A 12,583-nucleotide genomic window follows, 5' to 3' on the forward strand; every position below is an offset into this window, starting at 1 on the left:
GGAAGGTGCACCCCCGCTCGCCGCGCGCCTGGCGACAAGGGGAAGCCCCGCCCTCGTGCTGTGCGAGGGCGGGGCTTCCAGCCGGGTACAAGTCGCCGCTCACTGCCTGACGGTGAAGTACTGCCAGGCGCCCCAGGTGGTGAGGTTGGTGTTGTCCTTACTGCTGTGGACATACTCCGCAGCCACACGGAACCTGCTGTTCACGGCATTGGTGAGGGACATCTGCTGGCTCCCGGTGCTCGTGGAACCGAGGGAGGCGCAGGGAGTGGTGCTCTGCGTGTGCCAGGCGCCGCTGTAGTACCGCTGAACGCGGTAGACGACGCACTGACCGGCCTTGTTGGGTGTGACGGTGACGGCGAGTTGCTCCTTGGCGGTCTGGTGGTACACGCGGTAGAGGGTGCTGCCGTAGGACGTGCTCGTGTAGTAACCGGACAGTTTCTCCGAGATCGCCACATAGGTGGACACGCTTCCGGCGACGGTCCTCGGGGAGTACTGGTAGTCGCCGGTGAACACCACGCTGAACGTGGTGTTGTGGGCGAGTTTGTAGGACGCCGTCAGATTGCCGTGGGAGTCCACCGTGCCCGACTTCACCAGGACCGCCTTGCCACCGTACGGCTGTGCGTAGATCGCCACCGTACGCAGGTTGTAGGTCGTACCCAGGTGGGCGGTGACCTTCGCGTACTGGCCGTATGCGTACGTCGAGCGGTCGGTGGCGATGGTCAGGGACGTGGCGGCCCGGGACACCAGGACGGTGGCGGTGCGGCTGCCCGCCGTGTGTGAGACGTCGCCGCTGTAGGTCACCTTGTAGGCGTTGGCGCTGCCGGTCTGCGGGGTGTCCGCGAACCTGAACGAACCGTCCGCGGCGACCTTGACGTCGGCGAGTGCGACACCGGACGGGTGGGCGAGGTCGGTCTTCGTCACCTTGACGACCTGACCGGCGGCGAACGGCCAGCCGGAGAGCTTGCCGAAGACCGTCAGCGTGCGCGTGCGGATGGCGGTGGCCGGAGCCGTCACAGTGACCGAAGTGGTCAGCTTGGAGACCTGGACGAGGCCCGTGGTGGTCGCCGTCTCGTGGGTCTCGTCCCCCGCGTAGCTTGCGGCGTAGGTGTACGTGCCCTCCGCCGGCGGAGTGTCGCTGAAGGTGAAGGAGCCGTCCGCCGCCGTCGTCACATCGGGCAGCGCCGATCCGTTCCGCGTGATGTGCACGAGCCGGCCCGGGGCGAGCGCCGCGGTCGACGTCAGCGTGCCGCCGACGTTCAACGGCCGGCCCGGGACGCCCGTGCTCGGGGCCGTGAGGTTGAGCGAGGTCGCCGCCTTGGGCTGCGGAGCCGGGGGCGCCGCCTCGCTGACGACCAGGCCGCTCACCGTCTGCGTGTCGGCGCTGTCTCCCGTGGCGCCGGAGAAGGCGACGAGTGCGCTGGACGTCAGCGTCGGTGTCGCGTCCAGTACCTGCGTCCCGTCGATCCGGACGTACACATGGCCGGCGTCCACCTGGACGTCCACCTGGTGCGTGCCCTGGCGCAGGGAGGTGCTGAGTTTGGCCACCGACTGGTAGTCGATCGCCGAGGAGCCTGTCGAACTGGTCCCGACACCCGCGAAGTTCTGCGTCTGGAGCGTGTTGTTCCAGCCGGTGTCCAGCGCGATCACCACGCCCGGCCGCCCCGCGATGCCGAGGCCGCTGCCGGCCGCGCCCAGTGCCGAGGCGGTGTTCTGGGCGGGGTCGAGGAGCGAGAGCGTCATGCCGTTTCCGCCGCTGCCAGGACCGAACTTCGCGGTGAAGGTGGCCCGCAGACCGTCGGTGCGCAGCGGCTTGGTGTACACCGCCGTGCCCGCCTGGTTGCCGGTGGCCGGGGTCAGCTGGACGCTGCCGTCGTCGGCGGCCACCGCCGAGCCGTTGGCCTGCCACAGCCCGTCCTTGGCCGACGTGGTGGTGGCGGTGCCGGTGCCGGTGCCCTTGACCGACACGTACATGGCGCCCTGGGCGCTCCCGTTCGCGTCGACCCCGGTCCCGGTGACTTCGTAGGAGGCGCTCAGGTCCGCGGCCGAACGCGGAGTGAACGTCACGCTCTGCACGGCGGTCTGTTCGGGACCGATGACCAGGCCCTCGGACAGCTGCATCGGGCTGTTGAAGTCACCCGTCGGCGCCTTGGCCTTGGTCACCGTCACCGGGATGTTGCCGGTGTTGGTGATGGTGAAGGAGAGCGATTTCGAGCTGCCGATCGGCACCGAGCCGAAGTCGAGCGAGTTCGTGGAGAACTCCAGGTGCCCCTGTCCCGTGATGGCCGTTCCGTTGACCGGCACGCTCAGAGTGTGCGCCGCGCCGCCGCTGCTGCTGCTGATCACGAGTGCGTCGCTGTCGTCCTGGCCGCCGACCGGCGTGTAGGTGACCGAGAGCACGAACGACCCACCGGCCGGCACGACCGTGCCCGCGCTCGGCAGACCCGATGCGGCGAACGAGCCGGTGGGCGAGTCGATCGAGTCGATCGTCTCCGCTTCGGTACCGGTGTTGGTGATCTGCAGGTTCAGCGTCGAGGTGCTGCCGGTGGGCACGTCCCCGAAGTCCACGGCTCCCGGCGCCGCCCCGAGACCGGGCCTGGTGCCGACGCCATGAAGCGCGAAGACCAGCTTCTGGCCGTCCGACAGGTTCGCGGTCAGCGTGCCGTTGATGCCGCCGGTGGTCGTGGGGGTGAAGGTGATCGGCACATCCAGTGAGGCATCCGTCGCCAGCGCCGTGGGCTGCTCGGCCGTGGGCACGGCGGACGGGTCGACCGAGAACGCGCCGGAGGCCTTGAGTCCGGTGATGCTGACGTCCTGCGTGGCCGTCAGCTTCATGGCGGCCGAGCTGCTGCTGCCCAGGCCGACCTGGCCGAAGTCGAGCGAGGCCGCGGTCAGGGCGGTCCTGGCCGGGCTGCCGAAACCGTAGAGCACGCCGTCCCGCGTGCCGACGTACACCTTGCCGTTGTTGGTGGTCGGAGTGCTGAACTTCGTCGCCGTGCCGATCGGTGCGGACCACAGCAACGGCAGCAGGCCGTTGCCGTCCGGAGTGGGGCTGTAGGCGCGCAGGGTGCCGTCGGCCCCGGAGGCGTTGCTGGCGGAGACCATCCACACCAGGGCACTTGAGTCGTCCGTGCCGTTGGATGTGACGACGGGAGAGCCGCTGGTGTAACCGAAGGTGTCCTGGCTCTGGCCGGTGAGGGTGAGCGCGGGCGTACCGCCGTTGCGTACGCCGTACTTGAGCGCCCGCAGCGGACCGTAGCTGCCGACGACGTAGACATAGCCGCCGTCGCCGCCCCAGAACGCGGGGTGCCCCCACATCCCCTGGTAGGGGCCGGACACGCTCACCGCGGCGTCGCCGCCCGAGGCGCCCTGGCCCATGCCACCGAGGTTGTCGCGGTCGAGCAGGAACACCCGGCCGTCCTTGCCCTGCTGGACCAGCAGATGGGGGTGTTCGCTGGTGCCGAAGCCGTCCGGCAGCGCCATCGGGGCGCCGGAGGAGATGTCCTGGTCGTTCAGGTCCAGGGTGGAGGCGTCGCTCGGGCTGAAGAAGTCGGCCGTGCTGAGGCTGTTGTCCGCGTTGACCTGGAGACGGACGACGGACTCGGCCAGGGTTCCCTGCACGGTCTTGCCCGGCCCGGGGGCCGGGCTGATGCCGTTTCCGGTGCTGAAGAAGATCCGGCCTGAACCATCGGAGACCAGGCCGCCGCCCGACTGCCAGATGCCGGCGCCACCTGTGCCGGTACCGGTCACCGAAGCCCACATCGAGGTGATGCTGTGTTCGGTGGTGCTCACGCCGACCACGTACCCGCGGTACGGCCATGCGTCGCAGTGGCCGCCGAAGCCCGCGTAGACGACGCCGTCCATCAGCAGCAGGCCGGGGCGCTGCTGCTCGTAGTAGGCGTCGAAGGTGGCGCCGGGCTCATTGACGGGGCTCCCGCTGATGGTGACGGGCCACCCGGAGAGCTCGGCTCCGGAGGCCGGATCCACCGCGTGCATCAGCCACTTCGGGTGGCGGTGCGTGGAGGTTCCGTCGTCGACCTTGGTGGTGAAGTAGAGGGCGTTGGTGGCGGGATCGTAGACGGGTGTCGCGGTCGCCCCCACGTTGGGCACCAGGTCACCGCATCCGATCGCGGAGGCCGGCCACGCCGGTCCGTAGTTCTTGCTCCACTTGATCGCACCGGTGGTGCGGTCGAGACCGTACACGGTGTTGCTCTCGGTGACCGCTATCACCTGGTCGCCCAGCACCAGCGGCTGGGCGTATATCTGCCCGTCCAGTTTGGTGGCGAAGAGCTGGCCGAAGGCGGACGACTGGACGACCGCCGGGGAGAGCCCTTCTTCGTTCCGGTCCCAGTTGGTGCGCAAGTTGTCGACGCCCTGGGTGCTCTGGTCGGCCTCGGCCGACTGCACTGCCAGACCGATAGTCGTACCTATCAGTGCCGCACCGGCCACGGCGGCGATGGCGGACAGCCATCTGCGTCGCCGGTCGCGGTGGCGGCCGCGGCGTGCGGGCGCGAAAAACCCGGCCAAACCGGGACCTCCTCTGGTGTTCGCACCCGGAGTGGTCACAGGCGCGGCGCGAAACGTAAAGACCAAGTGGCTGTTCTTACCATCGAATGATCGATTTCCACACCACTTGCACACACTTCGTTCTAAGATCGTCATGCGCGCGACGCGGCCACGTCCGCACCGGTGAACTGTCCCCGTTCCCCTACGGCGACGGGCGGTTCGGCCTGCCGCTCCGCGACGACCTGGCGTTCGAGACGCTGGTGGGGCTCCCGGCGTGACGCCGACGAAAGCGCCGTGGTTCCGGTCCCCCCGCGCGGGCGACTACAACCACGGCGTTCATGCTCTCGTCCGACCGCACGCGCGGGCGGTTCGCTCCCGGGCCTCTGAGATCAGGCCGTGGCCTCGACCAGCCGCTTCATGCCGGGCTGGTCGGTCACGCAGCCCACCACGCCGAGCGCTCGGGCCAGCGCCAGGTCGCGCTCGTCGTTGACGGTCCAGGCCATCACGTCGATCCCGGCCGCGCCGCACTTCTCCACGATGGCCCGGTTCAGCTGGCGCAGTTCCACGCTGACCAGGGTGGAACCGACCTTCTGGGCGCGGCCGACGAAGGTGTCGCGGTGCGCGCTCGGGCCTGCCACCAGCACGGTGCGGGCCTGCGGCAGCAGGTTGTGGATCTCGATCAGCGCCACGTCGTGGAACGACAGCACCGAGACCCGGTCCAGCAGGTTGCGGTCGGTGAGCACCTTGGCCAGCGACCGGGCGGCGGCCACGTCCTTGATCTCCGCCTGGATCGGCAACGTCGGCCCCACGGCGTCCAGCACCTCACCGAACGTGGGGATGCGCTCGCCGAGGCCGGCGTCGAGCTTCTTGAGCTTCCGCAACTTCTGGTCGGCGATCGGACCCGAACCGTCCGTCGTGCGGTCCAGGGTCTCGTCGTGCATGACGACCAGCTCGCCGTCCCTGCTCAGGTGCAGGTCCAGTTCGATGCCGTCCAGCCCCTCGCGTTCGGCCCGCAGGAAGGAGCGCAGGGTGTTCTCCGGCTCGGCGGCCATGACACCGCGGTGGCCGATGGTGAAGAAAGACACTCGGTTGCCGTCCTTGGGTGTGGTGGTGCGGGGGAGCCGCACGAGTGCCGTGCCCCCCGCCGGGCGGCGGGCGACCGCCCGTTGAAGCGCCCAAGCCTAATGGGCCCGTCCGACCGCGCGTTCGGCCCGCCCGTACCGCGCCGCCGACGCGGCTCCGGGGCTCAGAATCCAAGATCGCACCTCGGGACCGAGGAGCCGCGGATCCCGGCCGCAGATTGGCCGCACGGGCTGGTCAGAGGTGGGACACCGCCGAATCAGGGTGAGACGGGGTGCATGCGGAAGGGGTGCCGCTCCGGAGAGTGGCACCCCTTCTGACCTGCAAGTCTCTGACCTGCGGAGCGGTGGGTGTGGGATTTGAACCCACGGTGGCTTGCGCCACGACGGTTTTCAAGACCGTTCCCTTAGGCCGCTCGGGCAACCCACCTCGCCCCGGTCCGCCTGAGGGCGGGGCGGGACAAGCCTACCGGTCCCCGGCCGTGCTCGTCCGTGCCACCTGGCGCACTGTGCGGCTCAGTTGTCGCCGACGCGGGAGCCCAGGGTCACTTCCGCCGTGTGGGTCCTGCCGTCGCGCTGGTAGGTGATCGTCACCTTGTCGCCGGGCTTGTGGGTCCAGATCTCGCCGATCAGGGTCGGGCCGCTGTCGATCACCCTGTCGTCCAGCTTGGTGATCACATCGCCCGGCTTGAGGCCCGCCTTGTCCGCGGGGCCGCCCGACTCGACCGCGGCGGAGCCGTCCGTGCCCTGGTCGGTGATCTTCGCGCCACCGGAGGAGTCGTCCAGCGAGACCGAGGCGCCGATCTTCGCGTAGACCGGCTTGCCGGTGGCGATCAGCTGCTGGGCGACGTACTTCGCCTGGTCGATCGGGATCGCGAAGCCCAGGCCGATCGAACCGGACTGGCCGCTGCTGCCGAACCCGCTGTTGTTCGTCGACTGGATCGCCGAGTTGATGCCGATGACCGCGCCCTGGGCGTCCAGCAGGGGACCGCCTGAGTTGCCCGGGTTGATCGAGGCGTCCGTCTGCAGGGCGCTCATGTAGGACGCCTTGCTGCCGGAGCTGCCGTCGCTGGAGGCCACCGGACGGTGCTTGGCGCTGATGATGCCCGAGGTCACCGTGTTCGACAGGCCGAAGGGCGCGCCGATGGCGATCGCCGGATCGCCGACCTCCACCTTGTCCGAATCGCCGAGGGCGAGCGGCTTGAGGTCCGACGGGGCGTTCTTGAGCTTGATGACGGCCACGTCGTAGCCCTGCGCGTGACCGATGATCTCGGCGTCGTACTTCTTGCCGTTCGGGAACGTCGCCGTGAGCTTGCCGCCGTCGACCGCGTCGGCGACCACGTGGTTGTTGGTGATGATGTGGCCCTGCTTGTCGAAGACGAAGCCCGTGCCGGTGCCGCCCTGGCCGCCTGTCGACTCGGCCTCGATGGTGACCGTGCTCGGCAGCGCCCTGGCGGCCACGGCTGCGACCGTGCCGTTGTCGTGCCTCACATCGCCGCCGCTGGTGGCCGCGGAGACCGTCGTGGAGCCGCTGGAGTCGTCGTCCTTGGCCAGCTGGTAACCGATGCCGCCACCGACACCGCCCGCGACCAGCGCGGCGACGAGGATCCCGGCGACCAGACCGCCACGCCTGTTCTTGGGCTTCGGGGCGGGGTTCTCGTACGGGGCGCCCCAGGGGTCGCCCGCACCGGCGCCGCCCGCGTACACGGGGGTGGCCGGCGGAGGCGGCGGCCAGCCGGACTCGGGGGCGGAGGAGGCCACGGGGTGACCCGGCGGCACCGGCGGGAGCTGCGCGGTCGGCGCGCCCTCCGGCTGCGGTGCACCCTCGGGCCTCGGCGGCTGCGGGGCGCCGTGCCCGAGCGGCGCGCCCCCTCGGGATGAGTGCCCTCCGCGCCCGGGGTGCCTGTGGAAGGCGCCTGCCCTTCGGGGGCCTCGCCCGACGCGGAAGCGGGAGCGTCCACCGGCACAGGAGGTGCAGACGGGGCCGGGGGTACCGCAGTGCCCTCGTTCTCGGTGCTCACAGCTCTTCTCCTCGTTCCACGGCTGTCTTCCTCGGTCGCACTCGCACCCCTACGCGCGGCGCCGGGCGCTCTCAGCTGTGCGTGTCCCTTTGTACGCCGTCAAGCTTTTCCCACCGGACGTCAGGGCACCATAAGCGGTGGCTGTGGGTCCGTGGCCATCCTTTATATCGGACCGGTGCGAACAAAAATCTGCATTCCCGACACCTCGCCGATTCCGTCACCCCGCCCTCCGGTCCCACGTGTACCCCGCGACAGTGGGACGATGACGCGGTGACCCACGCACGACAGCACCAGGTTCAGGTCGTCGCCCACCGCGGGGCCTCCGAGGACGCTCCCGAGCACACCCTCGCCGCGTACAGGAAGGCGATCGAGGACGGTGCCGACGCCCTCGAGTGCGATGTCCGGCTGACCGCGGACGGACACCTCGTCTGCGTCCACGACCGGCGCGTCAACCGTACGTCCAACGGGCGCGGCGCGGTCTCCGCCCTGGAACTCGCCGACCTCGCCGCGCTGGACTTCGGCTCCTGGAAGAGGAGCGACGAGGAGCCCGACTGGGAGCACCGGCCGCAGGACCCCGAGGACACCTCGGTGCTCACCCTGGAGCGGCTGCTGGAACTGGTCGCCGACGCCGGGCGGCCCATCGACCTGGCCGTCGAGACCAAGCACCCCACGCGCTGGGCGGGGCAGGTCGAGGAGCGGCTGCTGCTCCTGCTGAAGCGGTTCGGGCTGGACGCCCCGGAGTCCCCGGACAAGTCGCCGGTACGGATCATGAGCTTCTCGGCGCGGTCACTGCACCGGGTGCGGACCGCCTCACCCACGTTGCCGACGGTGTACCTGCTGCAGTTCCTCTCGCCCAGGCTGCGGGACGGGCGGCTGCCGGCCGGTGTCCGGATCGCGGGGCCCTCGATGCGGATCGTGCGCACTCACCCGGCGTACATCCAGCGGCTGAAGCGGGCCGGACACCAGGTGCACGTGTGGACGGTGAACGAGCCGGAGGACGTCGACCTCTGCCTGGAACTGGGTGTCGACGCCATCATCACCAACCGCCCGCGCGCGGTGCTGGACCGGCTCGGTCGCTGAACGGGGTCGACCTCCGCCACGGAACGTTTCTCCCCCGGGACCCCCCATATGGGACGAAATCAGCCACGGTGATGACAGGGAGTGCACCGGCGCGTTCGGTCCGTGTTCGATCGTGTCGAGTGCATCACTCGGCGTGTACGGACGGTTTCCGGCCCGGTCACGCGGGGCATTCACACCGTGGCGTGGGGCGAAGGAGGTCTCGGGGGTGGCGTTGGTGGTGGCACAGGAGGTGCCCACGTCGTCGAGCATGGCCGTACCCCATGGTCCTGCGGGCGTGGGGGAGGCAAGACACCGGATGCGCGATCAGTTGCGCACGGGTGGCATGTCGGAATCGGTCATCGACGATGCTGTATTGATCCTTTCGGAACTGCTCAGCAATGCGTGTCGACACGGCAGACCACTCCGCGACAGCTTGACGGCAGACGGGGACGTGCGCGCCGCATGGCGTGTCGACACCTCCGGACGGCTCACGGTCGAGGTGACGGACGGAGGCGGCCCGACCCGCCCGGTTCCGGCGACCCCCTCGGTGACCGCGCACGGCGGCCGGGGGCTGAACATCATCAGCGCGCTGGCCAAGGACTGGGGCGTACGGGACGACGCCCACGGCGAGGTCACGGTCTGGGTCGTCGTCCAGGACGACACCGACTCGGCCCGCCGCAGCGAGGACTTCGCCTCACGCGTCACGGCACCGGCCGTCTCGCAGATACCGGGCCTGGACTTCGAGGACGCGTTCGACGACCTGGACTGAGGCGGTCGGGGACGCGTACGACGACGGGACCGACGTGGTCGGGGACGCGTACGACGACCAGGAGCGAGCTGATCCACGACGCGCTCGAAGACCGGGAGCGAACCGGTCCGCGTCGCGCTCCACGACCCGGCAATGAACGGTCCGCTCCACGACCCGGCAATGAACGGTCCAGGACACGTTCGTAGACCACGATTCAGGCCGTCGGCGACCGGTCCGCCGGCCAGGGGCCGCCCGGCAGCCCCGCCTACCCGGCACCGCCCCACCGGCACCGCCCTCCCGGCACCGCACAGGCCGATCCCCCGCCCAGCGCGAACCGGCAGACGCGCGCAGTACGGACCGCCGGCGGACCGCCGCATGCCCCCTCCCCACCCCCGATCCGCGTACCGCCAGGTGGACCCTCCGGTGCGTTGTCCACAGGATCCCGTCAGGCGTCGTACGAGCGGCTAGGCTCGCGACCGTACGAAACGAGCCGTAACCGGGAGACACCCACGATGGCCAAGAAGCGACCCCAGACCCAGGCCAAGCGCCCGCAGCCCACGGACGGTGCCCGCGCCGATGGGGACGTCCCGGTCGTCGGCGGCCGGGAGCCCTGCCCCTGCGGCAGCGGCCGCCGCTACAAGGCCTGCCACGGCCGTGCCGCCGCGCACGCGGTGACCGAGCTGGTGCAGCGCCCGTTCGAAGGACTGCCCGACGAGTGCGACTGGGTCGCGCTGCGCGAGCTGGTGCCTGCGGCGACCGTCGAGCTGAAGCTCCGGGAGGAACTCCCCGAGGGCGTCCCCTCGGTCACGCTCGCCACGGTGCTGCCCATGGCATGGCCGGCGCTGCGCCGCGACGACGGCTCGATCCTGCTCGGCCTGCAGAACGACACGGCGTCGGGCGACATCAGCCGGGACCTCGCCGACACCCTCCAGCGTGCCCTCACCGCCGAGCCGGGCACCCCGGTCCAGGGCCGCCGGCCGCCCGCCGACGGCCCGCGCCTGCAGGACCTGCTGGACCCCGAGGGCCCCTTCGAGCCGGTCGTGCACAGCGGCTTCGAGTTCTGGGTCCCCGACGCGGAGAACACGACGCCGGAGGTGGCCGCCTCCCTGGAGCGGGCCAACGCCGCCGCGATCCCCACCGTCCGCCTGACCGGCGTGGACGCCGCGTACTGGTGCCAGACGCCGGAGAAGAACCACCTGCGGTGGGTCATGCCGCACCCCGAGGAGCGGCTTCTGGACGCTCTCGCGCGGCTGCACGCGGCCGGCGGGTCGAGCCTCGGCGAGGGCACGCGCCTGGTCGGCTCCTTCCGGGCGCACGGGCTCACGGTGCCGGTCTGGGACCTGCCGAGCGACATGAGCGCGGAGGACGTGGAGAAGCCGGCGGCCGAGTTCGCCGAGCGCCTCGCGACCGCGCTGGCCTCCGACGCGCCGCTCACCGCGGACGAGCGCCGGGCCCGCGGCGGGCTGACCAACCGACAGGTGACCCTCAGCTGACGCGCAGTCCCGGCCCGGCCGCCCGGTCGGGCCGGGACGGACGCCGACCAGGGCCCAACCTCAGGTGACTCCTGTCACAAGTCCCCGCTGCGACCGGCCAATCCGTGTCCGAATAGCCGAGATCGAATTTGCGAACCGCCGATCTCTTGTTACCGTTCCAGTAGCCCGGTTGCTGGTGCATCCCCCGTCGCCAGCAACCGGGCCTTTCCATGTACGGGTAGGTCCGGCACAACAGGCCGCGAGATCAACTCCCGTACGAGAGCAGCGAGTTGCTCCGCACGAGGTCGGTGAGTCACTGCCGTACGGGAGCGGCGCATCACTGTCCGTTCGCGGCCACCTGGTCGCTTCCCGAGCGCAGCAGCAGTGGTCCGCCCCCGTCGCTCCGGGAGAACTCCGCGACCGCCGAGTAGGCGCCCATGTCGCCCGCCACCCGCTGCCGTGGCGTGTCACAGACCGCCGGGTCGTCCGCGGCGTCCACCGCGCAGTGCATCTCCACGCTGCGCCCGCCCGGCGCCATGAAGCTCAGGACCCCGGTCAGCCTCTCGCCGGTGGCGTTGCGGTAGTAGGTGCGCGCCCAGGTGTCCCGCCCCTGCGTCAGCACGCACGTCTGTGCCTCGATGCCGTCGCCGGAGGAGAGTTGGGGGCCGCAGCGGGCGGCGGTGGCGAGGCCGAGGCCCAGCAGCCGGGGGCGGGAGGGGACCGCCCGCTTCCCGTCCTCGTGCGCGGGCGGGCGGAGCGCGGCCTGGTCCGCCTCGCCGACCGGCCCGGCGGACGCCACGGCGAGCGGCAGCGCGATGACGGCCGCCACCACGCCCAGGAGCGCGAGCAGCCGCTTCCTGCCGGACTCGGGCCGATCGTCGGCCCGCGCGCCCGTCCGCATCCCCCGTTTCCCGTGTCCCCCAGGACGAATCAGCATGAGGCCGAAGATATCGGCCGATCACGGGCGCCCGGTCCGTCGCGCGCCCGACACCCTCAGAACTCGGGCGCGCTCACACCCGTACGAGTGAGGACGTCCACGACCGCGTCCACCACGGCCTCCACGTCGGGCACCCAGGGGGAGGCGGAGCCGGGCAGCGGTGCCCGCTCCCAGCGGATGCCGCCGTGTCCGGTCTCGGACGGGGGCAGTGCCAGATAGCCGCCCTCGCCGTGGAAGCGCAGCGAGCCGGGGACGAAGTCCTTTGCGTACAGCAACTCGCCGAGCTGCTCCATGGAGTACGGCGCCACGAGGATCGCCCAACGGTGCGGCGCCGCCACGACCGGGCCGAGGCGCATGCCCTTCCGGTCGAGGGCCGCCAGGGCGCGCGAGGCGGCGAGGGCGGGCAGGCTCACCGCGCAGGGCGCCTGGCCCCCGGTGGCCAGCACGATCGGCGCGGACGGCCGGTTGGTCCACCACCAGCGCACCATGCGCTCGTCGGTGGTGGCCGCCAGCAGCCCGGGGTCGAACGGGTGGGCGCCGGGCACCGTGCACTCCGGGTCGGGACACCCGCAGCGGGCACGCCCCTGCGGGTCCGGTGCCACACCCGGGAGTACGGGCCACTGCCATTCGGTCGCGAAGGTCAGGGCCGCGCTGATCAACTCAGGCCTCCCGTCGTTCCGCCTGGACAGGAGCCTGCGTCGCCTTCCGAGGATCTCGCGCATGAGCGCTCGTTCCTTTCCGTTGCACGCCGGCAACACCGAGGG

At 70.9% G+C, this 12,583-nt stretch carries 8 protein-coding genes, 1 tRNA gene and 1 pseudogene; 4 read left to right on the top strand and 6 right to left on the bottom strand.

Annotated elements, in window-relative coordinates; translation table 11 throughout:
* Positions 1–99: 99 nt before the first annotated feature.
* On the bottom strand, positions 100–4,524 hold the full coding sequence (locus N8I84_RS20365; protein ID WP_263230847.1) for an Ig-like domain-containing protein: 4,425 nt from the start codon (positions 4,522–4,524) through the stop codon (positions 100–102).
* Positions 4,525–4,610: 86 nt separating this feature from the next.
* Here N8I84_RS20365 and N8I84_RS20370 point away from each other — a divergent pair, with 86 nt between their 5' ends.
* The gene (locus N8I84_RS20370; protein WP_263235063.1) at positions 4,611–4,781 is read left to right on the top strand and encodes a hypothetical protein; all 171 of its coding nucleotides are present in this window, start codon (positions 4,611–4,613) and stop codon (positions 4,779–4,781) included.
* A gap of 111 nt (positions 4,782–4,892) precedes the next feature.
* Here the strand turns inward: N8I84_RS20370 and N8I84_RS20375 are convergent, their stop codons facing one another.
* The 3 genes and pseudogenes from N8I84_RS20375 to N8I84_RS20385 all read right to left on the bottom strand — a co-directional run bounded on the left by N8I84_RS20375 (position 4,893) and on the right by N8I84_RS20385 (position 7,603).
* Positions 4,893–5,588, bottom strand: coding sequence for a glycerophosphodiester phosphodiesterase (locus N8I84_RS20375; protein WP_263230849.1), 696 nt, complete (start codon positions 5,586–5,588; stop codon positions 4,893–4,895).
* 339 nt (positions 5,589–5,927) lie between these two features.
* Positions 5,928–6,012 (bottom strand) — tRNA-Ser (locus tag N8I84_RS20380).
* A gap of 86 nt (positions 6,013–6,098) precedes the next feature.
* Positions 6,099–7,603: pseudogene (locus N8I84_RS20385) on the bottom strand (trypsin-like peptidase domain-containing protein).
* 270 nt (positions 7,604–7,873) lie between these two features.
* Here N8I84_RS20385 and N8I84_RS20390 point away from each other — a divergent pair.
* From N8I84_RS20390 to N8I84_RS20400, 3 genes are all read left to right on the top strand, one after another.
* Positions 7,874–8,683, top strand: coding sequence for a glycerophosphodiester phosphodiesterase (locus N8I84_RS20390; protein WP_263230850.1), 810 nt, complete (start codon positions 7,874–7,876; stop codon positions 8,681–8,683).
* A gap of 205 nt (positions 8,684–8,888) precedes the next feature.
* Positions 8,889–9,431, top strand: a complete 543-nt coding sequence (locus N8I84_RS20395) for an ATP-binding protein (protein WP_263230851.1) — start codon at positions 8,889–8,891, stop codon at positions 9,429–9,431.
* Positions 9,432–9,922: 491 nt separating this feature from the next.
* On the top strand, positions 9,923–10,903 hold the full coding sequence (locus N8I84_RS20400; RefSeq protein WP_263230852.1) for an SEC-C domain-containing protein: 981 nt from the start codon (positions 9,923–9,925) through the stop codon (positions 10,901–10,903).
* A 316-nt stretch (positions 10,904–11,219) separates the two neighbouring features.
* On the opposite strand, the gene N8I84_RS20405 is transcribed toward N8I84_RS20400, so the two are convergent.
* Positions 11,220–11,783 (bottom strand): hypothetical protein, encoded by a 564-nt coding sequence (locus N8I84_RS20405; RefSeq protein WP_263234831.1) that lies wholly within the window; start codon positions 11,781–11,783, stop codon positions 11,220–11,222.
* Positions 11,784–11,875: 92 nt separating this feature from the next.
* Positions 11,876–12,541, bottom strand: coding sequence for a bifunctional DNA primase/polymerase (locus N8I84_RS20410; protein WP_200421709.1), 666 nt, complete (start codon positions 12,539–12,541; stop codon positions 11,876–11,878).
* Between the last annotated feature and the right edge of the window lie 42 nt (positions 12,542–12,583).

The sequence above is a fragment of the Streptomyces cynarae genome (assembly GCF_025642135.1).
Classification (GTDB): domain Bacteria; phylum Actinomycetota; class Actinomycetes; order Streptomycetales; family Streptomycetaceae; genus Streptomyces; species Streptomyces cynarae.